Below are 26,318 nucleotides of genomic sequence, written 5' to 3' on the forward strand. Positions count from 1 at the left end.
CTTTTAAATTTTAGCTTCTCTCGGAACAGTTCAACTCCTACTGGATGGCCGGGAGAAGCGTCTTAACAGCATGCTAAAGAGATATATAGCAAACCCGGCAATGCAACCTGCCAAATGCGCTTCAACAGCGACTCTAGCACCAATAAGTTGTGCGGTACTCTCAGATGCACCAAACCACTGTTCATAGGCTACCTTTGTAATGACACCAAGCACGAGTAATATGCTGGTTCTTCTGCCTTCCAATGTTTCCATAAGTGCGTAATAAGCAAAGACACCGTGAAGCACACCTGAGAGCCCTGCGTAGTTACCCATATTGGTAAATAACAATGAGCTGCCTACGATAGCCGATACAGTGATAAGAACGATGCCAATACTTTGAGCGGTAGGCTTGAATACAAAAGCTATCACCCACAACGCAGCAGCATTTAAAATAAGATGGTATAAGTTGGTGTGGGTAAAGTTTCCTGATACGATTCGCCACCATTCACCGGAAGATATCAGCTGATGGTTCCAGATAGCCATAGATTGCATCGATGGTAGCTGTAGAATGGCAGATATTATAGTTGTGATAAACAGTAATAGAGAAAGGTTCAAGAGATGTCCCGTTATTGTCTACAATGTGGCAAAGCAAGTAAGGCTTGTATCTGCGGTTGGATTAAGCCAATTGAAACAGATATCGAGCTTATCATTCTTCAACACCCTTCAGAAGTGAAGCATGCCAAAGGAACGGCAAAAATATTAACGCTTTCGATGAAGAATAGTTATCTGTTTAATGGTGAAGACTTTTCCTCTCATAATGAACTCAATCGGATACTTAGTGATACGAATTACCTAAACCTTTTGATTTACCCCAAAGAGGAAGCCGTACCGATTAAGCAGAAAGCCTCTGAGTGGATTTCTGAAAGTCGAAAAATACGTATCATTCTAATCGATGGGACATGGCGTAAGGCTTATAAAATTTATCAGCTTTCTAAAAACCTTCATTCGCTAGACGCTTTAGACATCTCTGATTGTAAGGACGGTAACTATCGAATCAGAAAAGCTCCGTCGGAAACGAGTTTATCTACGGTAGAGGCGGGGTATTGCGCTTTTAGTTTACTGGATAAGCAAACGGATTTTACTCCCCTGCTTTTAGCATTCGAGAACATGATAGATTTTCATATTTCTCAAATGCCAAAAGGGGTGTATGAGAAGAATTACCGTTCTAGGTAAGCTTGTAGCCAACTAATATAAAGAGTGTGCTGAAAAAAGCTGTTGATGGAGCTTTTGAGCGTATCCGTCGGTCATGTTCGCGATATAATCGCAGATAACTCTCATGCCACCTTCGTCGCTTTCGTCTGCTCGTTGCCATTTTTTACGTGTTGCTTCCGGTAACAAGCGTTCAGGATCCGCACTCAACGCTTCGAACAAATCGATGACAATCTGCTGTCCTCGGTATTCCAATCTTTGAACCTCAGGTACTTTAATTACATACTCACTAACAAAGCGTTTGAAGATCGCTAACGCACTGTCTAATCCTGGTTCAAGGTACGCATTGTAGCTCAGAAGTTCACTTTCAAAAGATTCACTGACCTTATTGACAGAAACACCGGTCAGTAACGTGTTCACGATGCCTCCAATCGCATCTTTTCGTAAATAGTGCTCTCCACTAAATAGCATGTGACTAATCGCCTGAATGTTCCCCTCAAACCACTGCGCGCCGCAATTGGCTAACTGATTTGCAGCACCTTCTTGCCATTGATGAGTATCGATCAGGCCGAGAACAATGGCGTCCTCAAGATCATGGACACCATAAGCAATATCATCGGCCAGTTCCATTATCGAGCAATCAAGCGACTTAAAACGACTTTTTCTGTGAGCGAGAGGGTTGTCTGACGTGTCCTCCCGTAGTGCACTAAACCTATCTTTATCTGCTTCTGACAAAGGTTCCAGTACCCAATTGAGTTCAGTTGTGTCTACATCGTAGATACCTTTAGCGGGCGCCCACTCACTGGCTCTTAACTGCCTTTGATGAACTACAGGGTCAGGGTAGTGGTCACTGTGAGCTTTACTCAATAAAGCAGGGTACTTGATTAAACCTAGAAGAGTTCTTCGGGAAAGATTCATTCCATTGTGCTGAGTGTAAGGTTCTAGCTGAGTGACAATACGAAAAGTCTGTGCGTTGCCTTCGAAGCCGCCATGGTCTCTCATCGCATAGTTTAGAGCCACTTCTCCACCATGTCCGAAAGGAGGATGACCGATATCGTGAGCAAGGCAAAGTGCTTCTATTAAACTTGCAGAAGGCAGAATAGGGGAGTATTCGACTTGTCTCTGTTGAATTTGGGCCAGAATTCCAGAGCCAATCTGAGCTGCTTCAAGTGAATGAGTCAGTCGGGTTCTGTGAAAATCATTCGCTCCGGTACCATGTATTTGAGTTTTTGCCTGTAAGCGCCTGAAGGCAGCAGAGTGAAGTATTCTGGCACGGTCACGCTGAAAAGGATCTCGATGATCTTTTCTTCGAAGTTTGTGCTCGTTATTGATGCGATGCTGCCACAGCTCCAATTGCCTACTATCCATACCTAACTCCTTGTTTTGCACATAGTCATAATGCGCTGAATTGGTAATTGCGTCTAGAAACAAATCACTTTCGACATGATTGTTAAACGATTAGATGGAATTTTATTAAAATACACAAATTGTGATTGGTAACGTTTACATGGTGATTTGCTCACTATATAAATATAACGCGCGTTAATATCGCCCATATTTGTGATGAAAGTTTGTTCTTCTTCTCCATTTAATGTGATCATGATCTTGTGTTAGAAATTAATAAGAAAATTTAGGGTAAACGTTTCCACTAATGTTGCTTTGATCACAGAATATGTTTGTGCAAACATCTAATCTTCACCTCATAACAGAACATCATTTTTCAACGTGTAAACAATCGTTATGAGGATTTTTTTATGGAAGCAATAATTCAGTTAGCTGTATTTATCGGGCTAACAGCGTTAGTGGGTTACCTAACCTACAAAAAGTGTGCAGAGGCTGGTCCTCGTGGTGAGGGTGCAAAAGATTACTTCCTTGCAGGTGGCGGCCTGTCATGGGTGTTTATCGCTGGTTCTATAACACTGACTAACCTAAGTACTGATCAGTTGGTTGGTATGAACGGCAACCAGATGCTACTTCTTGCTCTTTGGGAGCTTTGTGGCTTTATTGGTCTGATTATTCTGGCAAAAATCTTTGTTCCAATTTACTACAAATACAAGTGTACAACGACGACAGAACTGCTAGAGCGTCGTTACAACAACAAACATATCCGTGCAACGGTAGGTACCCTTTTCTTACTTGGTAACATTTTCATCTACCTGCCAGCGATGCTATACGGTGGTGCGCTGTTTATGCAGTCTATGTTTAACGTAGAAATCGGTCTGATGCCTATTGCTATTATGTTTGCGGTTGTTGGTTCAGCATATGCAATCTTTGGTGGTTTGCGTGCGGTAGCAGTATCAGATACTTTCTCTGGTGTTGGTCTGCTTCTGATGGCGGTACTTATTGTGGTTCTTGCTCTGAACGCTATTAACTGGGATTTCTCTGGAATTCCTCAGGAACGTCTGACTCTGATTGGTGATGCGGATTCTCCGATTCCTTGGCCAACACTACTTACTGGTATGCTGTTTATCCAGATTTACTACTGGAGTACTAACCAGACAATTACTCAGCGTGCTATGGCAGCGGAATCAGTGAAAGAAGCACAGAAAGGTGTTCTTGCCGCAGCGTGTATCCGTATTCTGATTGTTCCTGCAATCGTAGTTATCCCTGGTATTGTTTCTTACAAGCTTTACGGTGATATCGGTGATGCAGCATACGGTCGTATCGTTGGTGACCTTCTACCTAGCTACCTATCTGGTGCATTTGCAGCGGTAATGGCAGCAGCGGTACTAACCAGCTTTAACTCAGTGCTTAACTCTTCTGCTGCACTTTATGTGTGTGACATCCACCAGAAGTATTTCAACGAAGAGCCAAACGTTAAGCGTCTGAGCACAATCGTATCTATCAGTTTTGTTGTGCTTGCAGTACTTCTTGTACCAGCATTTGCAACAGCAGATAGCCTGATTAACCTGCTTCAGCAGTTGAACGGCTTGTTAAGTATGCCAATCCTATCAGCGTTCATCACAGGTCTACTGTTTAAGAACGTTCGTGCTGAGTCTGTAATCCTGTCAGTAGTATTCGGTACTGCACTGTACGGTTACTTCACATTCGGTAGCGCACCATTTGGCCTGCACTACATCCACCTGATGGCGGCTACTCTGGTTGCTTGTGTGGTGTTTGCACTGGCAGTGAACAAAGTTGTATTCAAGAACAGCGCAAAGTTTGTTGGCTTCAAGCGTGGTGAAGATGACGAACTGAAAGCAGCAACAGAAACAAATTAAGAGTAAATAATAGTTACTAAAGCCCCTTTGGCCTCGCATTTAGCGAGGCCTTTTTTCGTTACTGACAATTAGATCTCCAGACTTTGAATTACCTTTTCAGCGAGTCTTTCATCATCGTCTTCGCTCAGACCACTAATGCCTACTGCACCAACCACGAAACCATCGACTTCGATAGGGGCTCCACCTTTAAATCCGGTTATCCGGCTATCTGTCCAATAACCCAAATCTTTTCCTGTATCGCGAGCCCATGCACCAAGATTCCCACTAGGCTGTCGATCCCGGGCTGATGTATAGGCTTTATTTTGGGCCAGAAGACCAGCCTGAACACTTACGTTGTCCATTCGCGCAAATCCAAGTAATTCACCGTGGGTATCGCAGACACTAATGGCAATTGTTTGTTGATTTGCCGTTGCTGCCTCTATTGCTGTATTAATCAACAGCTGTACATTATTAAGTGATAACATTTTTGATTCCTATGGTAGTGGGTTTCCACGAGAACTGACGTAAAGCGAATACCACTCTTCACGGGTAAGAGTGACTTTGGTGGCCTTCGCTGTTGCTCTGATGCGATCTGGGTTTGTTGTGCCTATAACTGGTTGGACTCGTGCAGGGTGGCGAAGCAAGAAGGCAATAACAATCGCTTCACCCGGCACCTGATACTTCTGAGCTAGCTCAAGCACTCGTTGGCTTGTTCTGCGAATGCTTTCATCCTGTGAGTGCAAACCGTTTTCAGAAAAACGCCCCTGAGCAAGACTGCCCCATGCCTGAAGCTGGATGTTCTCAAGTTGGCAATGCTCCAGCAACCCACTATCAAAATTCACATTGTGGTTGCCATCACTGCCGACTAAAACACCGTTATCCAGCCAGTCAGTTTTTGCCAGGCTCATCTCAATCTGATTCGCCACAATTGGCATGTTCAGAGCAGACTGAAGATACCGAATCTGGTGAGAGTTCATGTTGGAAACTCCGAGGAAGTCGAATTTGCCGTCGCTTTTGAGCTTTTCCAGTGTTCCGGCCAGTTCATCCAGCTCTACTAACGGGTCTGGTCGATGGAGAAGCAGCACGTCGAGTTTCTCGATTCGCAGACGTTCTAAAATGCCGTGTACGGATTCGGTAATCCAATGGGCAGAGAAGTCATAACGTCCCGGCCCTGAATTGTCTTCAAAACGAATACCGCACTTGGACTGAATCAACATCTGGTCACGCAGTGACGGGGCATCTGCCAGTGCCTGGCCAAAGGTGCTTTCTGCTTTAGAGAAGGTATAAATATCAGCGTGGTCAAATACATTGATTCCCGTTTCAAGTGCTGTATCTATGATGGTTCTTGCCTGATAGATATCATTTTCAGAAACAGGTGTCTCATTCCAGCCACCTCCTAGCCCCATGCAGCCATAAACCAGTCTGCTTGCTGTGGGCAGGTAGGAATTTAGTGGGCTTTTCGAATCAATAGTCATAACGTTATCCAGCTTGTTTTGATTGTAGAGATGATATTGTTCTTTCATATGTGTATAAACGGGCTAAAATGGAATTCATTGTTCACATATGTGAACAAATAGATTGCTGAAAAAGTAGGGGTGGTGTTTGAGTGAACGTAAACGAATAGAAAGGCTAATGTTATTTGTTGGGCTAGCTGAAATACTTAATTTTACTAAGGCGGCTGAATCATTAGGTGTTTCTAAGGGATTTTTGTCTGAGCAGATAAAAAAGCTGGAAACTGAACTCCGGTGTCCTCTGCTGATTCGTACAACCCGAAGTGTCAGACTTACACAGGAAGGCGAGAGGGCATATAGACAAGGAGTTAAGATTCGCTCACAAATGTTAGAACTAGAGCGAGGCTTGATGATCGAGCACGATGAAGTGAGTGGCCTTTTAAAAATGACTGCTCCTAAGATGTTTGCTGAAACCTATCTTTTTGAACTTTGCGCGAAGTTCAAGCAAAAGCACCCGGGTATAAGTTTTGAAATTAACTCCAGCTATACGACCTACAATCTTAGCCAGCAAGATATTGATCTGGCATTTAGGGCGACCAACAAGCCTCCTGAGAACATGGTAGCTACCAAGTTGTTTTCTTATAGTCATTTACTAGTAGCATCACCAAAATACCTCGATACGTACGGTCGACCATGCGCGACTAGCGAGTTAAATCAGCACCACTGTTTAGCTACTCTCCATCAGCGCGAGTGGCCAATGAAATCGGGAGATATACCCGTCACTGGTTGGGTATCAACTAATGAAAACCATATTCTCAAGCAACAGGCTTTGTCAGGCGAGGGTATTATCCGGATCGCTAATTACTATGTAGATAAAGAGATTAAAAAAGGGTTGTTAGAGCAAGTGTTGACAGAAGAAACCCTAACAGCACAAAACTCAGTGTACCTTTTTTATCCGCAGGTGATATATCCATCGGTCAAACTTAAGGCGTTTGTGAGTTTTGTGCGAGAGTATTTTATTTAAGTTAATCATCCATGGAAATGACCATATATTGATCAAAATTAAGGGTAATTTCAGCGCTCTCTAACTTCCAGAATGAGTGATCGAACTGCAAAGTCACTTGTTTTTTCTCCATATCATAATGCCAGCTCTTTTTGTTGAGTTGATGTTGGTACAAAACTTGTTCCAAAGGCTGGTTGTTGATGACTATCTGATGCGGGCAATTTTCCTGTACCAGTAATGTTAGCCTGACCTGCTTCCATTGGGGGATGAAGTTAGTTTTTTGTTTGACCGTGAGCTTGATCTGTGACGCTTTTGCCTGCCACTCAAACTCACTCTGATGGTATTCTCCCAACTCAAAATCCATGGTTTTACCGTCGTCATCATAAAAATATGCTTGCCCGGTTTTCCATGCTGCGAGTATTATCTCCAGACCGTTTGGTGACTCCTGGTCTGAAGTATCAATAAATACCCCGCTACCTGCTCGCATATATAAAGGGCTATAGTCCAGTTGCGTCTTTACTTGATGATAAATGCCACCAGTTAACCTTTCTCCGGTGTACCAATCTACCCACTCACCTTTGGGTAAATAAATATCTAGCGAGTCTACTTCTGGTTCAACAATCGCTGCGCAATACAATGAGTTTCCCAAAAGAAACGCCGTGTCGATTTCACGTGTATTCGGATCTTCAATATCAAAGTAGCTCAGTGGAGTAACTATTGGACTACCTTTTAGAACTACCTGACGAGATACACTATATAAAGTGGGCAGGAGCTGTTGGCGAAACTGCATCGCTTTGCGAATCTGAGGCAAAATGGTTGGATAAATCCATGGCTCTGTCACCGTGTTGTCGCTATTAACTGAATGAATACAGAACCTTGGATGGAAGATTCCGTTTTGGATCCAGCGTAAGAATAGTTCTGGACTCGGTGCAGGGCCAGTAAAACCACCAATATCCATGCCGTTAAATGCGACCCCGGACCAGCTCATGCCTAACATGGTGGCGATGTTGTAGCGAAAACACTTCCAGCTACTGTCATTATCGCCAGACCATGTTTGAGCTATTGTCTGAATACCAGCAAACCCGGCTCTACTAAGTATAAATGGTCTGGTTCGGCCTTTTCCTTCTTTATCACCTATGATGGCATCATAGCTAGCTTGTGCCATCAAGTTACTCAATACCGGTTTAAGGGCGCTAGCATTTTGCGCAGTTCCATCCCCATTGCATTGTGCGTCCCCATCCATTTCAAATTCGTTATTGTCATTCCATATAGACACAATGCCTTTGTTAACTAGCGAGAGTTTCAGATACTTAGTCCACAACTCTCTGCCTACCGGATTGGTAAAATCTACAAATGATGCATCTCCTCCCCAAAAGCGTTCGATTTTTGACTTTTCCCCATCGGCTGTGCGGATAAAGGCATTGGCTTGATCGAACTCTTGCCACAAAGGGTGCGTTGTCAGTAAACCAGGTTTCACATTAGGTGACAGAACCATCTCTTTAGCTTGCATGTCAGCTACAAACTTTTGCGGATCAGGAAAATTATTGTTGTCCCAGTTGAAGGTGTAACGCTTTCCATCTGCCCCTTTGGTATAGCCGGAAGATAAGTGGAAACCACTTAAAGGGATTGATTGGCGTTGACATTCATCTACAAAACCAAGGACGGCTTCGTCTGCTCCCTTGCTTAGCTCTGTGTAATACATGGTTGAGCCCATGTATCCAAGTGATGCTTTGGTTGGCATGCAAGCATACCCTGTAATCTCATGATATTGAGACAAAATTTTCGCGGGTGTCTTACCTAACATCATCACATAATCTATTTGACCACTATCCACTTGGTAACTAGCGTATGCTCCCCAGTACCCACTGCGTTCGCAGCCAATGTTAAACTCGCACGGATGTGCATTGTGATAGTAGAGCCCAACACAGTGATTATCGTTAGGCCTGTAACGTACCCAAAAAGGAATATGTTTATATAGAGGGTCACCACTGCCTGGATCATAGCCAACAGCATCAACATTATTCATACGAAAACGGCGGCCGCTACGTTCCAGAACTCCCGTTTTTTCACCAAGACCGTAATAGTAGTCATTATCCTCTCGTTGGTGATAGTGAGCGCGTCGCTGATTGGTATCCAGTATGTATGCTCTTCTAGGAAGATCTTGATAGATTATACTGTCTTGATGAAGCACGGCTAGATAAAGGGGACGTTGATGCAGCTGGATTCTATATTCTCCCAGTGGCAGCTCGATCACAGAACCAGAATCTAATGCCGTGCGGATATTGGTCATCCATAGCGCTATTGTGTCTGTTAACTCTGCTGGCTCTACATTGGCTTGGCCATATTCAAGGGAGGATTCATCTAGAAACTGCATTGATAATCTGAACGCACTTGATGAGATGGGGCGAAGTGTTAACTGGCCGAGATCAAGGTTAAATGTGACCCCGAACCGGTCATAGTTAACCCCCGAAATAGTAGTAGGTTGCTGCATGTTTCGTCCTTGTACTGAAGATGGGCTGGGTTTAGCCATCGTACATCGGAACCACCTTAATGATTAAACATCCAGAGTGAACTCTATGTTCGGTAGAGACGAACAATTCAACACCTTAGCGATAGTATTTATTATCTGGCTTAACTGATTTCATCCAGAGAAAGCTCAAAGCTAGGTGCAAAAGTTTCCAGGAAGTAGAGCATTTCGGGTGTTTCCCTTTCTTTCAACATCGACTCTAATCTTTTTTTCGCCTGCACGAACTCATGGTTTCCTGCAGAGAGTTCTTCAAGACACTTTAGATAGGCGCAAATAGTATCCGCTTGTTTTACTATTGCTTTGTCTTCGGGATGAACCGATTCTGACACTAAGAATGGTTCAAAATCTTCGCGAAACTCTTCTGGTAGCATAGAGAGCAATCTTTGTTCAGCGGCAGACTCTATCTTCTTGTATTCTTTGGCTATGTCCGGGTTAAAGTACTTAACTGGAGTGGGCAGGTCGCCCGTGAGTACTTCGCTGGTATCATGATACATACCGTATATTGCAATTCTTTCCGGATTAACCTCACCGTTAAACTTCTTGTTTTTTATTACTGCCAGAGCATGAGCGACAAAGGCAACCTGTAAGCTGTGTTCAGAAATGTTCTCTTTAGATACGAGGCGCATTAGTGGCCAGCGGTGAATAAGCTTCATTCTGGCTAGGTGAGCAAAGAAGTGGCTTTGGTTATTTGATTCTGACATTACAACATCCGTATTTTAGGTATAAAAAAACTCCCTTACGGGAGCTTTTATCATAGGAAATTTTACTGTTGGTAGGTAGACAGGAAACGCTCAAATCTACCAATTGCTGCTTCCAGATCTTCAACATGAGGCAGCGTTACAATTCTGAAGTGGTCTGGTTTAGGCCAGTTAAAGCCTGAGCCCTGTACCAACAGCACCTTTTCCTGAATAAGAAAATCGAGCACCATTTTTTGATCGTCTTTGATGTTATACATTTTGGTGTCGATTTTAGGGAACAGGTACATCGCCCCTTTTGGCTTCACGCAGCTTATACCAGGTACCTGTGTAATAAGTTCATAAGCCTTGTCACGCTGCTCAAGTAAACGCCCACCAGGAAGAATAAGTTCATTAATACTCTGATATCCACCAAGTGCCGTTTGAACCGCGTGCTGCATAGGAACGTTGGCACACAGTCGCATGGATGCCAGCATCTCAATGCCGTCAATATATCCCTGAGCAAGGTGTTTCGGGCCTGTCATAAACATCCAGCCGCTTCGGAAACCACATACGCGGTAGGCTTTTGAAAGCCCATTGAAGGTCACTATCAAAACGTCATCGGCTAGGGTCGCGATGGAGGTGTGAGTAGCACCGTCGTACAGTACTTTGTCGTAGATCTCATCGGCAAAAATAATCAGATTGTGCTGACGCGCAATTTCAAGGACTTCTAATAAGAAGTCACGGCTATATACTGCACCTGTCGGGTTATTCGGGTTGATCAGTACGATGCCACGAGTTTTCTTTGTAATTTTGCTCTTGATATCATCAAGGTCAGGATACCAGTCAGATTCTTCATCGCAGATATAATGAACAGGCTTACCACCAGACAGAGAAACCGAGGCTGTCCAAAGCGGATAATCAGGTGCAGGGACAAGAAGTTCATCGCCATTATTCAACAGCGCCTGCATTGACATCACAATTAGCTCAGATACACCGTTACCAATGTAGACATCCTCCACATCAAGGCTACGAATACCTCTTTTTTGGTAGTGCTGAACGACGGCTTTTCTCGCAGAATATAGACCTTTGGAGTCAGCGTAACCCTGTGATGTTGGCAGGTTACGAATAACATCAACAAGGATTTCATCAGGGGCATCAAAACCAAATGGGGCGGGATTACCAATGTTGAGTTTCAGGATTTTATGTCCTTCTTCCTCCATGCGTTTAGCATGTTTTAGTACTGGTCCTCTAATGTCATAGCAGACATTATCGAGTTTTGATGACATCCCGATATTTTGCATTGTGAATTTCCTGATATTTCTTGTTTTGATTTATTAAAGTACACCAAAAAACCAATTGATAGAATAAAAATCTGTTGGAAATTAACATTCTATTGACGGTCAGAGTAAGCGAACTTGCTAGGGTTTGCCGATTTTTTCTCTTGTCCCGTCAGATTGGGTAGATTGATAACTAATATTGCATAAGCAAGGCGCACAAAACCATGCAGTGAACTTGATTTGCTGCGGGTCTGCAAATAGAGTATTCCTCTTATATGCTTAAAACAGTTACAACGTGTAGATTTGCTCCATTTAAGAGGTAGATTTGGTCCAGTTTTATAAAGCGATTGCTGCATTAGCACAGAAAGTTAAGAGTAGCGATGCGCGGAATTGTCGTATTTCACAGGATATTGAAATTTTTTCTGATTTTTCTGCGATTGACTGGCTGGAGGCTCAGCCTCATTATCCAAGATTTTTTTGGCAATCCCGCGACACGAGGGAAGAAGTCGTTGCGTTGGGTAAAATTCACACATTTACCGAGCCAGCGCCAGCCTATGCCATATTGAGTGATGATCAGAGAGTATGGGGCGGCAGAGCGTACGACAGCCAAGACGAAAGAATGCCGTCTTATTTTTTCCTACCCCAAATTGAACTCATTCGCTTCGATCAACATTGGACTCTGAACGTCAATGTCGGAGACGAGGTGTCTCACGCATTAGCAGCTTTAAGCAAGCTAAGTTCTGAGTTTCAAAAACTTCCCCTGTTCGATGCCACCATAAGTTCTGTCACTCATGCTCCAGAGTTACCCGTGTGGACGGAAATGGTCAACACGGCACTAGAGAGCATCGAGCAAGACCAATTTAAAAAAGTAGTATTGGCGAGAAAAACCGAGCTCATCTTAAATGGGGGTGTTTCTCCTGCGCAGCTGATTAAAGCGAGTCGTGAGCAAAATAATCACAGTTTTCATTTCTTGTTTGCTCTTGATAGCCAATCTGCTTTTGTCGGCTCTACGCCAGAGCGTCTATATAGCCGGATTGGAAATGAGCTGGAAACAGAAGCGGTCGCGGGTACGATAGGCCGTGGTCCGAATGCTCAGAAAGATATGGAATTGGCGAACTGGCTGGCTCAGGACAAGAAAAACCTGCAAGAAAACCAGTATGTGGTTGATGATATTGTTGAACGGCTGACTCCACACGCAGATGAGATCGATGCGCAGAAAGAAGCGAACCTCATTCGATTGCGCAAAGTACAGCACCTGAAAAAGGCTATTCGCGCAAGTTTGAAGATGGGTGTTAATGGTGTTCAGTTACTTTCGGCTCTCCAGCCAACTGCCGCAGTTGCAGGATTACCCAGAGAGGCCGCAATAAACTTTATTCGTGACAATGAGCCGTTTGCCAGAGGTTGGTATAGTGGTTCGCTTGGGTTTATAAGTCATCAGAAAGCGGAGTTCTGTGTCGCGATTCGAAGTGCATTTTTTGAGAATAATAAAGTTGAACTGTTTGCCGGAGCCGGTATTGTCCCGGGCTCTAACGCAGATTACGAATGGCAGGAGCTGGATAGAAAAATGGCAACGCTATTGTCTCTTCTGACTGAAAACACTTCCATTGAGGTTGCTTCATGAGCAACCCCGAGAGCAACGCTGTCCCTAATCATCAGGCCATATTAAACCGCATCTGGAGCCAGACAATTCTGGAGGAGCTGACAAGGTTTGGCGTAAAGCATGTCTGCATCGCTCCCGGTTCCCGGTCCACCCCGTTAACTCTTGAAGCAGAAGAAAATACCAAGCTTACAATTCACACACACTTTGATGAGCGAGGACTTGGATTCTTAGCTCTGGGTATTGCAAAAGCCAGTAAAGAACCTGTTGCCATTATTGTCACCTCAGGCACTGCAGTTGCGAACCTGCTTCCTGCTATCACAGAGTCTGGATTGACCAAAGAGAAGCTGGTGGTGCTTACTGCGGATCGTCCTACAGAACTTATTGGTTGTGGTGCAAATCAGGCAATAAATCAGAACGGCATATTCAGCTCCCATGTAACAGGTGCTTTAAACTTGCCTAGCCCAGCCCAGCAAATTCCACTCAACTGGCTATTGAGTAGTGTTGACCAACAGATGTATCAGCAGAGCGAGTTTGGTGGTTCAATACATATCAACTGTCCGTTCCCAGAGCCGCTTTACTCCAATGAAAGTAAAGCGCTGCTTTCAGAATACACACAGAGTGTGAGTAATTGGCAATTAGGTAGCTGCACCTATATCGAACAACAAAAACCGAACGCGAACAACCAGCAATGTTTGCCGAACCTTGCTGCTAAAAAGGGACTGATTGTTGTAGGTAATGTTGCGCTAGAGGAAGCCATTAAAGCTAAACAGTTAGCAGAATGTTTAGGCTGGCCTGTGTTATGTGACCCACAATCAGGCACAACGAGCGAATGGGCTTACTTTGATATCTGGCTTCAGAATAAAAATGCGGCTGATCAGTTAGATGAATGTGAACTGATTGTTCAGGTGGGTGCTCGTCTGGTTTCCAAAAGAGCCGATGCTTTCATTAAGAATGCTGTTAAGAGTGGTTGTGCTCAACTTGTTTTGGTTTCTGAATCAACTCAGCGTTTAAACCCAAACCATTTATCTATGACGCACATCGCTGCGAACATTTCTGACTGGCTGATCGAACAGATTCGAAGCGTTGAAGGTGTTCGTTCTCAGCATAAGCATTGGTGTGATGAGCTAAAGCAGTTTTCAGAGACCGTGAGTTCTAGCATGGAGTTTTCGACGCAGTTGAGTGAAGTTGAGCTTGCTCATAAGCTTGCTCGTATCGAGAGTGAACATACTCTGTTTATTGGCAATAGCTTGATTGTTCGACTGTTGGATATGGTTGGTAAAGTTAACCAAAAGCAAGTATTTACTAACAGGGGAGCATCCGGAATAGATGGGCTGGTGGCGACTGCTGTTGGGGTACAAAAGGCGGAAAACCAACCGTTACTCATGCTGCTTGGTGATACTTCTCTGTTATACGATTTGAACTCGTTGGCACTGGCTGGTAAATGTCAAAAGCCAATGGTTATTGTCGTTACCAACAACGATGGTGGGGCTATATTCGACCTGCTACCTGTACCACAGCAGCAAAAGAAGTCGTTGTATCAAATGCCACATGGGTATCAGTTTGAACATGCGGCAGCTCAGTTTGGTCTTGGATATAACAAACCGTCAACCATGACAGAGTTGGCAGACATGACCGACAAGCATTTAAAAGACGGTAAGGGGTGCTTGTTACTCGAAGTTCAAACACCACCAGAGCAAGCAACGTTGGCGATAAAAGAGCTGGTTTCGAAAACGATAAATGTTAGCCACTAATTACCATGCACCTGAAGCGCGCCACCTCAAAGATAGGGGGAATTCTGATTCGTCAGTATTGGTGTTTGTACATGGTTTGTTGGGGGATGGGCAGGATTGGTCGAACATAGTTGATGAGCTAAGCGAATATCATCGAATTACTGTCGACCTTCCCGGTCATGGAAAAAGTCAGGGTATGCGCTGTGATAGTTTTGATGATGCCAGTGAGCAAATAAAAAAGGCGGTAGAGTTTCAGTTACAATCCGCAGGATTAAGTCAGCAGTTACCAATGGTGCTGATAGGTTATTCCCTCGGAGCTCGCCTTTTGATGTATTCCCTGACGCAATGCTTCTATGCAAACTGGAATGTAGTCCAAGCCTTTATTGAAGGTGGAAACTTCGGTCTAAAAGAGGACGAAGCAAAACAGCAACGTCTGGTCAACGATCAGCATTGGACTGGGCGATTTAATAATGAAGAGATTCGAACAGTGTTAGCGGACTGGTATCAGCAGCCTGTTTTTGCTTCTCTTACTAAGGAGCAACGAGAGAATTTGGTTTCAACTCGTGCATCTAATAAAGGGGAGGCTGTTGCTGCCATGTTGATGGCAACTTCGTTAGGGAAGCAGCCTTACCTGTTAAATAGGCTCCAAAATATCAATGTTCCGCTACACTATATTTGTGGCGAAAAAGATAAGAAATTTTTCGAATTGGCAGAGCAAAGCAAGCTATCCTATTCAGTAGTAGAGGGGGCTGGACATAACGTCCACAAAGAGGCTCCAAAGCTTTTTGTGAAGCTGATTCGTGATCAACTGGGTGAGACAACACCCTTAAGTTAAGAAAGAACAAACTTGGAATAGAAAATGGCAAAAACAGTTGGAATTACTGAAGAAGAACTTTACGCACCGGTAGCATGGAATGACTGTAGTTCTGAATATGAAGATATTCATTTCCACAAGTCTGAAGATGGCATCGCTAAAATTACTATCGCACGCCCTCAGGTACGTAATGCATTCCGTCCACAAACCGTAAAAGAGATGATGAAGGCACTTGCGGATGCTCGTTATGATGAGAACGTTGGTGTTATCATTCTGACTGGCCTGGGTGAAGATGCATTCTGTTCTGGTGGTGACCAGAAGATTCGTGGCGACTACGGCGGTTACAAAGATGACGAAGGTACACATCACCTGAATGTTCTTGATTTCCAGCGTCAGATTCGCACATGTCCTAAGCCGGTTATCGCTTCAGTTGCTGGTTGGGCTGTTGGTGGTGGTCACGTACTTCATATGATGTGTGACCTGACAATCGCTGCTGAAAATGCGCAGTTTGGTCAAACTGGTCCTAAAGTCGGCTCGTTTGATGGTGGTTGGGGTGCTTCTTATATGGCTCGCATCGTTGGCCAGAAGAAAGCTCGTGAGATCTGGTTCCTATGCCGTTTCTACGATGCTAAGGAAGCACTTGATATGGGCCTTGTAAATACAGTGGTTCCTGTAGCGGACCTGGAAAAAGAGACCGTTCGCTGGTGCCGTGAAGTTCTTCAGCACAGCCCGATGGCACTTCGCTGCCTTAAAGCTGCACTTAATGCTGATTGTGATGGTCAGGCAGGCCTGCAAGAGCTGGCTGGTAATGCAACCATGATGTTCTACATGACGGAAGAAGGGCAGGAAGGACGCAATTCATTTAACGAAAAGAGAAGACCTGACTTCTCTAAGTTCCCTCGTAACCCATAACCGAGAACTTAATTACTCTCCCTGCTTCGCTGATAAAGCGTTGCAGGGATTCCGAGGTACTCCCTCGATTGCTTACCAAATAAAGAGAAATTCCCCATGCGTAATGCCAAGTTATATCGTTACCAACTTCCTATGGATAGTGGTGTCGTGCTTCGCGATGAGAAACTGGTACATAGAAATGGTTGGATAGTTGAACTATCGGAAGATGGTAAAACTGCCTATGGTGAAATTGCACCATTACCCGGATTTAGCCGAGAATCCTTTGAAGAAGCGGGTTTACAGGCACAGGAGCAACTTGAGCTCTGGGTTTCAAATCAGTCTGTCGACTTTGATGCACTGCATCCTTCAGTAGCATTTGGCATATCTGTCGCCGAATGTGAGTTAGCAGGAGAACTCCCTGAAGGTGGAAACTATTACAGCGCGCCATTGTGCTCAGGTGATCCGGATGAACTTATCCCTGCTTTGGATTCCCTGCCGACAGAGAAGAAAGTCGCCAAAATAAAGGTCGGACTTTATGAGCCTATTCGTGATGGCATGATTGTGAATCTGTTTCTGGAAAGTATTCCTGACTTAACTCTGCGCCTTGATGCAAATCGTGCCTGGAATCCGGATAAAGCACAAAAGTTCGCTAAATACATCAATCCCTCTTATCGTCAACGCATTGAGTTTTTGGAAGAGCCTTGTAAAAAGCCTGAAGAGAGTTTCGCTTTCGCTATGGACACAGGCATTGCGATTGCCTGGGATGAAACACTACAAAACGCAGTGAAAGAACCAGGTTTTGAACTGGAGAACCTGACTGGGGCAAAGGTTATTGTTATCAAGCCAACCTTGATCGGCTCTATTGCACGTTGTAAGGCATTAGTTGAGGACGCATCACGTTTAGCCATTAACGTTGTTATCAGTTCCAGTATTGAATCAAGCCTTGGATTAAATCAGCTCGCAAGAATCGCCAAATGGCTGACACCAAATGAAGTTCCAGGATTAGACACCATTAAGTTGTTTGGTCAGCAACTGGAAGTGGCATGGCCGAAATGTGAATTACCTGTGGTGCGTTTACATGATCAAGAAGTGGTTTGGCAGAGCTAATTGATGTCTACCCTGGTTGCCGACTGGGCACTTAAGAAACCAGAGCAAGTTGCACTCTATACTCCTGGCGGGTCTTATACATGGAAGGAGTTAGAGGCGATTGTCAGAAATATCCGCTGGAACCTGATAAGGCAGGGGATAGAAAAAAATGATGTTATTGCTCTGGTTGCTAAAAATTGTCCGGATCTACTGTTTATCTATCTGGCATTGCTAGAGATAGAAGCGGTACCTGCTTTTATATGCCCTCAACCTGAGATGCAACTGGAGAGAAAGTTTAATGTTCTTGAGTGTTCTCATGTCTGGTGGGGGAAAGAGTCTCGCAAACATTTTTCTGAAGAAGAGCTTGAACGCGCAGCTCGCTACCATGAGGTTGTGATCAAAACGGACGCTCCGACAGGCCGAGTATCTGAACACAACGTAAGCCCGAGCTCACCTCTGGCAAGCATTGTCTTCACCTCTGGTACCACAGGAGAACCTAAAGCGGTTGCTCATACGGCTTCACAGCATATCGCTTCTGCTAAAGGTTTGTTAGAGCAGATAACATTTGAGAGTGAAGACTGCTGGCTACTCAGTTTGCCTACATATCATGTATCGGGTTTGGCGATAGTCTGGCGCTGGCTCTTTTCGGGAGCAAAGATAAAAATAGGTTCGGGCGAACATTTAGGTAAGGATCTCGAAGGGGTTACCCACGCGTCGCTTGTCGCTACTCAACTAAAGCGCCTTCTTGATAGTGGAAACGCTCTGACATTGAAGCGAGTGTTACTAGGTGGTAGCCATATTCCCACCGACTTAACTCAGCGTGCCAATCAAAGGGGGATTGAAACCTGGGTTGGCTACGGCATGACAGAAGCGGCATCAACGGTGACAGCGAAGAGAGCAGATAGCTCGGAAGGCGTCGGATATCTCTTGTCCGGTAGAAAGATTAAGCTTCAAGGTGAAACGATCTTTATTGGTGGAAAAACCCTTGCAGAAGGCTACTACCGAAAAGGGAAGCTGACGTCTCTGACTACAGATGGATGGTACAACTCTAAAGATTTGGGTGTTTGGGTCGGAGATGAGCTTAAAGTCATAGGCAGGGCAGATAACCAGTTTATTTCTGGTGGTGAGAACATCCATTGTGAAGAGATTGAAGCCGTTCTGAACAGGCATCCTTTGATTAGCCAAGCGATAATCATTCCGGTCAAAAACAGAGAGTTCGGGCACAGGCCTGTTGCGCTTGTTCAGTCTGACGCAACTCTTGAACAGCTAGAACTGAGTGATTGGTTAGCCGACAAACTGGTGAAGTTCAAAATACCTGATGCGTATTACCCTATGCCTGAGATGGATAGTGGTAATATCAAAGTATCCCGTAAAGCGCTTAAAAGCTGGTATAAAAAAGAAGTGCAGAATCGGTGACTAAGCGAAAAAGCACTTCAGGGGGAACCCCGAAGGGGAAGCGGTGACGGTGATCACCGCTTTTTTTGTTTCTGAGATTTGTTAAGGTTAAGCCAGCGCTTTCTTCATTTCCGCAGCGACTTTGTCCACTTTACCCAGACCAACAATAACCTGAAGACCGCCTTTACCAATTGGCACAACTCCAGCAGCACCTAGCTGTTTAAGTTTTGCTGAGTCAGCAAGAGATGAGTCTTTAACGGTTAAACGCAGACGAGTGATACAGTTGTCCACTTCTACGATGTTATCTGCACCACCGATTGCTACGATATATTCTTTCGTCAGCTCTGGGATATTATCTGCGATCTCTGAGGCTGTTTCGTTATCGTCACGACCTGGTGTTTTCAGGTTGAACTTAACGATAGCGAAACGGAACACGCTGTAGTAAACCACGAAGAACACGATACCTAGTGGGATCAGCATATACCAGTTAACCGCTAACGGATTTTGAGTGGATAACAGGAAGTCTATTAGGCCGGCAGAGAAGCCAAAGCCTGCAATCCACTCCATGTTTGCTGCAACGTATAGTGAAATACCTGTCAGAACGGCGTGGATGAAATAGAGTGCCGGAGCAAGGAACATGAAGCTAAACTCTAGCGGTTCTGTGATACCAGTAAAGAATGAAGCAAATGCACCTGCAAGCATAATAGAAAACGTTGCATTACGGTTTTTCTTGTGAGAACTGTGGTAGATAGCCAGTGCAGCACCTGGCAGGCCGAACATCATGATTGGGAAGAAGCCAGCCTGATACATACCCGTCTGACCCACAATTGCTCTGCCTTCAGCAATAGACTGCGCACCGCCCAGGAAGTTAGGAATATCATTGATACCTACAACATCAAACCAGAACACAGGGTATAGTGCGTGGTGCATACCGATAGTCAGCATCAGGCGGTTAAAGAAGCCGAACAGACCTGCGCCTACCGCCCCCATAGATTGAAGCTGAGTGCCGAATACAGACAATGAATCGTATACAACGGGCCAGATGTAAAGAAGTACAAATGACAAACCCATACCAGCGATAGACGTCAGAATCGGTACAAGACGTTTACCACTGAAAAATGCCAGTGCTTTTGGAAGTGTTACGTCACAGAAGCGGTTGTAGATCTCAGCAGAGATAATACCGATGATAATACCTACAAACTGGTTACCCACTTTGGCGAAAGATCCCGACACCTCGTATGCTGGCACTTGTAACAGTTGTGCCGCTGATTCAGGCTCTAGCAGGGTTGTTACTACCATAAAGCAGACAAAACCCGACAAAGCAGCAGAGCCACTCTTATCATGACTCAAACCGAATGCAACACCAACAGCGAACAGTAAGGCCATGTTATCTATAATGGCGCTACCAGACTTAATAAGGAAAGCTGCAAACAGATTGTCCGCCCCCCAACTTACAGGATCCATCCAATAACCAATACCCATAAGGATTGCCGCAGCGGGAAGTGTTGCGACAGGAACCATAAGGGCTTTACCCACTTTTTGCATATAACCAAGCACATTCATCTGTACTATTCCTATTTAATGATTCATCAAAAAAATTAATTGAAATAAATTGGGAATTTGAACCAGCTCCCTAACGGCGGTATTTAATACTTATTTCTCGTCGCGAACAAACTAAATTCTTGATAGCATAAATTAAATTTTTTAATGCATAAGTGTAAGTGGATGACAAATAACCAGTTGCTTCTGCGAAATCTTCATACCTTTACAGTGGCTGCGCAAAGCCTCAGCTTTACTCAGGCGGGGCTTCAGCTTCATATCACTCAGGGAGCAGTGAGTCACCGGATTAAGGTGTTAGAGAAAGAACTTGGTTTTAGCCTTTTTGTAAGGGGAACACGAAAGCTTGAACTGACTCCCGAAGGCGAAAGATTTAACAAGACACTGACAAAGTCCCTTAATGCCATCTATTCGGATATTAATGACATCAACTCCACGGAAATGACGGGTGAGCTTACAATTGCCGTTTCTCCAAACTTTGCCAATGGATGGCTGTTTCCTCGTTTGTCTGATTTCAAGCAACGCTTTCCTGGCTTCAACCTCAATATCCGGATTCAGGATAAACAGCAAGATCTCATAGCCAACAACATTGACGTCGCTTTTTATTACGGTGGAGAGCACCTGAATGATGTCTATTGCCAGCCTCTGATGGAGGAGAGTTATGTTCCGGTTTGTACACCAGAATATGCTAAGAGGCTACGTTTGTATGAAGATGGCAAAGAAGCACTGAAGCGAGTCAATTTTCTCCACTCAAAAGGCTCAAGGGCATGGGAAAAGTGGCTGAGTCATATGGGTTTGGATATAAATGCTAGTCAGCAAACTTATATTATCGACTACCCGGGAATGGAAATTTCCGCAGCCAGGTACTCTTCGGGAATCGCAATGGGGCGCTACTTGTCTGTAAAGCCGATGATAGACAGTGGTGAACTGGTTACCCCGTTTGAAGGGATGAAAACCAGCCTCAAGTATTGTTTTTTGTGCCCACAAGGCTCGGAAACCCGCCCGAAGATAAAAACCTTTCTTAGCTGGGTAGAGAATCAACTTACTTAATTTGAATATAATTTAGTTCAAAACGGCATTTAACAAACATATAACCTGAGCTCATAATAATCGAGTATTTAGTCTTAACAGGAATAAGAGATGACTCGGGTTCTGCTTATTTTAGTTGTCGCAATCCAGCTTCTGATTGCAATGCAGTCTGAGGGTTTGATCAGAGCTCTGTCAGAGCTATCCGCATTTCTGACCATCATAATGCTGGTTTTTACCATCAAACGAGACAAGCAATCGCGTTGAAAAAATCAGACTTACTTACGATCCAATAGTTCACTTACACAGCATTTTACTTATACAACAAGCAACCAAGTGAGTGAAGAAACCGATATGGCTACCCATAACCCGATACCGAACAGTAGTGGTTTGGCTCCTGCTTTTTTTAGCTTCTCTACTGAAATACCACATCCTATTAAGAACAGACAAACAACCAAAGTTTGCTTTGCTATATTGAATATGCCTTGGTATATAGCTTCAAACTGAGGTAAGTGATCACTGACTAAAATAGCAACGCAATAAAACAATATGAAGTAGGGAATTGTCATCTTGCTGTTTTTGCTTTTAAACAGAAAAGCGCTGAAGAAAGCAACGGGTATAATCCAGAGTGCACGAGCTAACTTCAGTGTTGTTGCTGTTTTTAACGCTTCTTCACCATATGCCGATGCAGCACCCACCACAGAGGAGGTATCATGAATGGCAATTGCTGCCCAGGTACCAAAGGTGTGTTGATCTAACCCCAATGCGTGGCCGATAACTGGAAATACAAACAGGGCGATAGAATTGAGCACAAACACGGTAGCGAGCGCCAAGCCTGTTTGCTCTTCATTTGCTTGTATCGCTGGAGAAACGGCAGCTATGGCGCTACCGCCACAGATAGATGTTCCTGCAGAAATCAGGTAGCCCGTTTTGCGTTCCAGCTTTATTTGTTTTGCTACCAGTGTACCGATAAGCAGGGTTCCAAAAATGGTCGCAACGATTAAACCTATGCCCTCTCCGGTTACAGTAAGCGCTTCTTGAAAGTGGATGCCAAATCCAAGCCCAACAATGGACCAGGCGAGCAGCTTTTTGGTAAGTTTGGCTGTCGATATATTATCTGGAACCAGCCCAAGGCTAGAGAGCAAAAAGCCGATCACCAGTGCCGTGGGGGAGGTCACCCACGGCATAAGGCAAAAGATCGCAGACAAATAAAAAATAATGGTTTTTTTATGCATATTTACAGTGCTGAAAAGTACAACAACGCTTTAAGTACTTAACGGTAGCTTCCCCGCAACTGGCTGACTTTATCTTTCAATAACAGACAGCTGGCTTCATTGGCCGGTATTGGTTCTGATGCTTCTATTTCTAGCTTTGAACGGAACCTTTTTGGCAGGCCTTTGCAAGCACGACCACGGTAACGACTAAAGTAACTGCCCCAGAGCCCTTTTAACGCCATTGGTATTACCGGGACTGGAGAGCGTTTTAGTATGATGTCGACACCGCGCATAAACTCATGTATTTCACCATCACTAGTGAGTTGCCCTTCAGGGAAAATACAAACGAGGTGTCCCTCTGAAAGAGCGGCTTCTACTTCGGTAAAAGCTTTACGTACTGAACTTCTATTGGTGCCATCAATAGGGATAACACCGGCACGATTGAGAAAACGTTTTAGGGGCGGTAAGTTCGCGTAGTTCTCTTCCATAACAAACCGGATCAAACGTGGGCATACCGCGCTGAGAAGAAGCGCGTCCATATAGCTTACATGGTTGCAAACGATCAGAGCACCACCTTTCTCTGGAAGGTGCTGTAAGTTTACGTGTTTTACCCGATAGAGTAGGTGGGTAAGGATCCAAACCAGAAACCGGACTACGTATATAGGGGCCTGAAGGAATAGATAGAGTGCCATGCACAGGTTAAGTATGGCTAAAAACAGGAATAGGTGAGGAATCTCCAGTTCTAGTACCCCAAGGAAGACGATGCCCAGAACCGCGCTACCTACCATAAACATTGAGTTATAGATGTTATTGGCAGCAATCACCTGTGAACACTGTCTCTCACTGGCTCTGTGTTGCATTATGGTATAAAGCGGAACAATAAACAGCCCACCGGATGTACCAAGCAGAGTTAGATAAATGAACAGAGGCCACAGTTCAGAGTACGAAATAAACTCGAAAAATGTCAGGAATATCGGTAGATCGTGAGGGATAGAAGATGCTAACAAAAAGCCAAATACTGAAATACCTAAACTGCCAAGTGGGACGATTCCGATCTCTATTCTGCCATTGGAAAGTTTGTCACAAAGCAGTGAACCAAGGGCAATACCGATGGAAAACAGTGCGAGTAGAAAGGAAACGGCTGCCTCATTACCATTTAAGTAAACTTTGGTGAAGTTCGGAAACTGTGTGAGATAAGCTGCACCCAGAAACCAGAACCAACTTATGGCGATGATGGCCTGAAAAATAACTCGATCTTTTTTCCCAATCGCAATGGTTTTTCGTGTCTGGCTCCAGGGACGCCAACGGATTTTAGCTTTAGGATCTGCTGCTGGTGTTTTTGGAATGAAAGAGGCGGATAGATAACCGGCTACAGCGAAAATAACCACTGCGCTTGCTGCGACATACTCAGCCCCTTTTTGTGAAGCAATAATGCCAGCGCCAAGGGTTCCTATCAGAATGGCCAGAAATGTACCTGTTTCAACCAGAGCATTGCCAGTGATCAATTCATTGCACTTCAAGTGTTGAGGTAGCAAGGCATATTTAACTGGGCCAAAAAAGGCGGATTGAGTACCCATCAAAAATAGAAGAAGCAACAAAATCGAATAGCTATGAGTGACAAAACCAATAGCACCCAGCACCATGATGCAAATCTCAGCCAGTTTTACCTTTCGGATAAACCAGTCTTTATCAAATTTGTCAGCAAGCTCGCCCGCCAAAGCGGAAAAAAGGAAGAAGGGTAAAATGAAAAGCCCGGCTGCCAAATTGATAAATAAGTTCGAGGATACGGGGAGTGCACTACTACCTGCGAACGCAACAAAAATCAGCAGTACGTTCTTAAAGATGTTGTCGTTAAATGCCCCGAGAAATTGGGTGACGAAGTAAGGCAAAAAGCGCCTTTGCGTCATTAGTGAACCTTTAGAGGTCATTGGTAATCCTTTTAACGAGCGAGGTAGTTGTCCAGAAGGTTTTTGATTAGCTTTTTACCGTCAATAGGCTCTGAAGCAAAAAACTTATCATCCACGCTCAAAAGAGTGATTCCATGAACTCCGGCCCAGAGTACACGGCTTGATTCGACAATCTCTACTCGTGTTTTCTCAGGAGATATCACGCCAATTAGGTGTTCTAGCATGCCTGTCATATTATCAATCCTTTCAGATTGCCATTCAGGTAACTCTTCACCTTGCATGGTGTGCTGGAAGATCAGTTGCCATCGATTCGGATTTAACTTAGCGAAATCGTGATAGCAATAGGCAAGCAGGTAAAGTGCCTGGTAGGGAGATTCGGCTTCTTTTACTGAAAGTGCGGCTTCTTCTTTAAGCTCGTCGACGGTTTGTGCTACTACATGCAATAAGAGTATGTTGTAGTTTCCAAAGACGTTAACCAGTGTGCTTGGCGCATAGCCAATCATGGTTGCTACTTTTCTTAAACTGAGCTCGTGATGAGTATTGTTTTTTAGGTACTCTTTCACCTTTGAGAGCGTTAACTCAATCAGCTCTTCTCTGGTGTGATCGTTTCTTCGTGCCATGACAAACTTAAATATAGAACAATGTTCAATATTTTATGTAGCTCAATAATCACCGTCAAGAAAACCCTCTGCCCCTTATACAAAAAGGTTAACTGTGCTAGGGTATTTGGCTGGTTCTATAATTAGTAAAGCTCTAATTAACATTCTGAAACAATGTTAATGGTAGGTAAGATTTATTTATGGAACATATGACTATATAGTCAGAATAAGTCTAATAACGAATAGTTAGTCTAGTGAAAGGAAAGTTATGAAACGTATTTTTGCAATGGTAGCTCTGTTGATGCTTACCGTTACAACGTCTCCCATTGTCGAGGCGAAGAAGTTTGGTGGAGGCAAGTCTTTTGGTAAAAGCTTTAAGACAGCGCCAGCACCGAAGCAGACAACTCAGAACACCAACTCAATCAAAAAAGATCAGACTCAAAATGCCGGTGCTAAAAGAGGCCTGATGGGTGGCTTACTGGGCGGTTTACTTGCTGGTGGTTTGCTTGCAGCGTTCTTTGGTGGGGCTTTTGAAGGTATTCAGTTCCTGGATATTCTGATTATGGGTCTGATTGCTTACTTTGCATTTAAGTTCATGCGAGGCATGCTTGGTTCTAAGCAAGGCAGTATGAATCAGCATTCGTATTCTGGCGCTAACTATGGTTCTGGTTCGCAAAATCCGTTTGAGCAGAAGCAGCAATCAAACTTCCAGAGCTTTGAGCAGCAAGGCCAGGGCAGTGCTCAGGCGACAGGTGGTTTTGGTAGCAATGGATACAGCGATGTGCCGCATAACTATCCACCGGGATTTGATCAGGTAGCTTTCATTAATGGTTCGCGTGAGCATTACCGTATACTTCAGGGTGCATGGAACCACAATGAGCTCCACACTATTGAAGAGTATGTCGCACCAGCACTGTATGAAGAGCTTAAGAGTGAAAGAGCGAAGCTTGAAGGTGAGCAGCATACGGATGTGATGTATGTAGATGCTGAGATTGTGAGAGCAGATTACGACTCTCAGAAAGCACAGTTAAGCCTTCAGTTCAGTGGCCGATACCGTGATGCAGTTGAAGGTATTGAAGAAGATATTGAAGATATCTGGCATCTTGAACGCGATCTGACAGCACCTAACGCACCTTGGCTGATTGTCGGGATTCAAGGCTAGCACCACTTCATTCC

Annotated in this window: 23 protein-coding genes; 12 read left to right on the forward strand and 11 right to left on the reverse strand. The window is 44.3% G+C overall.

The annotated features are described in order from the left end of the window. Nucleotides 1-30: 30 nt before the first annotated feature. Nucleotides 31-594 (reverse strand): rhombosortase, encoded by a 564-nt coding sequence (gene rrtA / locus SNR28_RS14245; RefSeq protein WP_375753286.1) that lies wholly within the window; start codon nt 592-594, stop codon nt 31-33. Nucleotides 595-597: 3 nt separating this feature from the next. On the opposite strand from rrtA, the gene SNR28_RS14250 reads away from it, so the two are divergent. Next, a complete protein-coding gene (locus SNR28_RS14250) occupies nt 598-1,212 on the forward strand; it encodes a tRNA-uridine aminocarboxypropyltransferase (RefSeq protein WP_375753287.1) in 615 nt (204 codons plus the stop codon). A gap of 12 nt (nt 1,213-1,224) precedes the next feature. Here the strand turns inward: SNR28_RS14250 and SNR28_RS14255 are convergent, their stop codons facing one another. Beyond that, a complete protein-coding gene (locus SNR28_RS14255) occupies nt 1,225-2,556 on the reverse strand; it encodes an anti-phage deoxyguanosine triphosphatase (protein WP_375753288.1) in 1,332 nt (443 codons plus the stop codon). Between the two features lie 386 nt (nt 2,557-2,942). On the opposite strand from SNR28_RS14255, the gene SNR28_RS14260 reads away from it, so the two are divergent. Continuing rightward, nucleotides 2,943-4,409: an SLC5 family protein gene (locus SNR28_RS14260; protein ID WP_375753289.1), complete on the forward strand. Its 1,467-nt coding sequence runs from the start codon at nt 2,943-2,945 to the stop codon at nt 4,407-4,409. Nucleotides 4,410-4,477: 68 nt separating this feature from the next. On the opposite strand, the gene SNR28_RS14265 is transcribed toward SNR28_RS14260, so the two are convergent. After that, nucleotides 4,478-4,873, reverse strand: coding sequence for a heme-binding protein (locus tag SNR28_RS14265; RefSeq protein WP_375753290.1), 396 nt, complete (start codon nt 4,871-4,873; stop codon nt 4,478-4,480). A 9-nt stretch (nt 4,874-4,882) separates the two neighbouring features. Then, nucleotides 4,883-5,863: an aldo/keto reductase family oxidoreductase gene (locus tag SNR28_RS14270; RefSeq protein ID WP_375753291.1), complete on the reverse strand. Its 981-nt coding sequence runs from the start codon at nt 5,861-5,863 to the stop codon at nt 4,883-4,885. Between the two features lie 127 nt (nt 5,864-5,990). On the opposite strand from SNR28_RS14270, the gene SNR28_RS14275 reads away from it, so the two are divergent. Further along, nucleotides 5,991-6,863 carry a LysR family transcriptional regulator gene (locus tag SNR28_RS14275; RefSeq protein WP_375753292.1) on the forward strand — a complete coding sequence of 291 codons (873 nt, stop codon included), beginning with the start codon at nt 5,991-5,993 and terminating at the stop codon, nt 6,861-6,863. A gap of 1 nt (nt 6,864) precedes the next feature. Here the strand turns inward: SNR28_RS14275 and SNR28_RS14280 are convergent, their stop codons facing one another. The 3 genes from SNR28_RS14280 to SNR28_RS14290 all read right to left on the reverse strand — a co-directional run bounded on the left by SNR28_RS14280 (nt 6,865) and on the right by SNR28_RS14290 (nt 11,347). Further along, a complete protein-coding gene (locus SNR28_RS14280) occupies nt 6,865-9,333 on the reverse strand; it encodes a TIM-barrel domain-containing protein (protein WP_375753293.1) in 2,469 nt (822 codons plus the stop codon). Nucleotides 9,334-9,473: 140 nt separating this feature from the next. Then, entirely contained in the window at nt 9,474-10,070 is a 597-nt protein-coding gene (gene yfbR, locus SNR28_RS14285; RefSeq protein WP_375753294.1) for a 5'-deoxynucleotidase, read from the reverse strand. A 62-nt stretch (nt 10,071-10,132) separates the two neighbouring features. Next, entirely contained in the window at nt 10,133-11,347 is a 1,215-nt protein-coding gene (locus SNR28_RS14290; protein ID WP_375753295.1) for a pyridoxal phosphate-dependent aminotransferase, read from the reverse strand. A 301-nt stretch (nt 11,348-11,648) separates the two neighbouring features. Here SNR28_RS14290 and SNR28_RS14295 point away from each other — a divergent pair, with 301 nt between their 5' ends. The 6 genes from SNR28_RS14295 (at nt 11,649) to menE (ending at nt 18,860) form a co-directional block, all read left to right on the forward strand. Continuing rightward, nucleotides 11,649-12,944: an isochorismate synthase MenF gene (locus SNR28_RS14295; RefSeq protein WP_375753296.1), complete on the forward strand. Its 1,296-nt coding sequence runs from the start codon at nt 11,649-11,651 to the stop codon at nt 12,942-12,944. Next, on the forward strand, nt 12,941-14,674 hold the full coding sequence (gene menD, locus SNR28_RS14300; RefSeq protein ID WP_375753297.1) for a 2-succinyl-5-enolpyruvyl-6-hydroxy-3-cyclohexene-1-carboxylic-acid synthase: 1,734 nt from the start codon (nt 12,941-12,943) through the stop codon (nt 14,672-14,674). The genes SNR28_RS14295 and menD overlap by 4 nt, the downstream gene beginning before the upstream one ends. Further along, nucleotides 14,661-15,488: a 2-succinyl-6-hydroxy-2,4-cyclohexadiene-1-carboxylate synthase gene (menH, locus tag SNR28_RS14305; protein WP_375753298.1), complete on the forward strand. Its 828-nt coding sequence runs from the start codon at nt 14,661-14,663 to the stop codon at nt 15,486-15,488. The genes menD and menH overlap by 14 nt, the downstream gene beginning before the upstream one ends. A 24-nt stretch (nt 15,489-15,512) precedes the next feature. After that, nucleotides 15,513-16,379, forward strand: coding sequence for a 1,4-dihydroxy-2-naphthoyl-CoA synthase (gene menB, locus SNR28_RS14310; protein ID WP_375753299.1), 867 nt, complete (start codon nt 15,513-15,515; stop codon nt 16,377-16,379). A gap of 96 nt (nt 16,380-16,475) precedes the next feature. Then, on the forward strand, nt 16,476-17,465 hold the full coding sequence (gene menC / locus SNR28_RS14315; protein ID WP_375753301.1) for an o-succinylbenzoate synthase: 990 nt from the start codon (nt 16,476-16,478) through the stop codon (nt 17,463-17,465). 3 nt (nt 17,466-17,468) lie between these two features. Next, nucleotides 17,469-18,860 (forward strand): o-succinylbenzoate--CoA ligase, encoded by a 1,392-nt coding sequence (gene menE, locus SNR28_RS14320; RefSeq protein WP_375753302.1) that lies wholly within the window; start codon nt 17,469-17,471, stop codon nt 18,858-18,860. An 87-nt stretch (nt 18,861-18,947) separates the two neighbouring features. Here the strand turns inward: menE and nagE are convergent, their stop codons facing one another. Next, complete coding sequence (gene nagE, locus SNR28_RS14325; RefSeq protein ID WP_375753304.1) at nt 18,948-20,402, reverse strand: N-acetylglucosamine-specific PTS transporter subunit IIBC; 1,455 nt, start codon at nt 20,400-20,402, stop codon at nt 18,948-18,950. A gap of 162 nt (nt 20,403-20,564) precedes the next feature. Between nagE and SNR28_RS14330 the strand changes: the two genes are divergently transcribed. Further along, the gene (locus SNR28_RS14330; protein ID WP_375753305.1) at nt 20,565-21,446 is read left to right on the forward strand and encodes a LysR substrate-binding domain-containing protein; all 882 of its coding nucleotides are present in this window, start codon (nt 20,565-20,567) and stop codon (nt 21,444-21,446) included. A 90-nt stretch (nt 21,447-21,536) separates the two neighbouring features. Then, on the forward strand, nt 21,537-21,689 hold the full coding sequence (locus SNR28_RS14335; protein ID WP_375753306.1) for a hypothetical protein: 153 nt from the start codon (nt 21,537-21,539) through the stop codon (nt 21,687-21,689). A gap of 50 nt (nt 21,690-21,739) precedes the next feature. Here SNR28_RS14335 and SNR28_RS14340 read toward each other — a convergent pair whose 3' ends face one another. The 3 genes from SNR28_RS14340 to SNR28_RS14350 are packed head-to-tail and all read right to left on the reverse strand — an operon-like array spanning nt 21,740 to nt 25,163. Continuing rightward, complete coding sequence (locus SNR28_RS14340; RefSeq protein ID WP_375753307.1) at nt 21,740-22,657, reverse strand: YeiH family protein; 918 nt, start codon at nt 22,655-22,657, stop codon at nt 21,740-21,742. A gap of 38 nt (nt 22,658-22,695) precedes the next feature. Then, nucleotides 22,696-24,564, reverse strand: coding sequence for an MFS transporter (locus tag SNR28_RS14345; protein ID WP_375753308.1), 1,869 nt, complete (start codon nt 24,562-24,564; stop codon nt 22,696-22,698). An 11-nt stretch (nt 24,565-24,575) separates the two neighbouring features. Continuing rightward, the gene (locus SNR28_RS14350) at nt 24,576-25,163 is read right to left on the reverse strand and encodes a TetR/AcrR family transcriptional regulator (protein ID WP_375753310.1); all 588 of its coding nucleotides are present in this window, start codon (nt 25,161-25,163) and stop codon (nt 24,576-24,578) included. Between the two features lie 247 nt (nt 25,164-25,410). Here SNR28_RS14350 and SNR28_RS14355 point away from each other — a divergent pair, with 247 nt between their 5' ends. After that, a complete protein-coding gene (locus SNR28_RS14355) occupies nt 25,411-26,304 on the forward strand; it encodes a Tim44 domain-containing protein (protein ID WP_375753312.1) in 894 nt (297 codons plus the stop codon). Nucleotides 26,305-26,318 lie beyond the last annotated feature (14 nt).

This window comes from Vibrio iocasae, assembly GCF_042245395.1.
GTDB classification, from domain to species: Bacteria; Pseudomonadota; Gammaproteobacteria; order Enterobacterales; family Vibrionaceae; genus Vibrio; species Vibrio iocasae.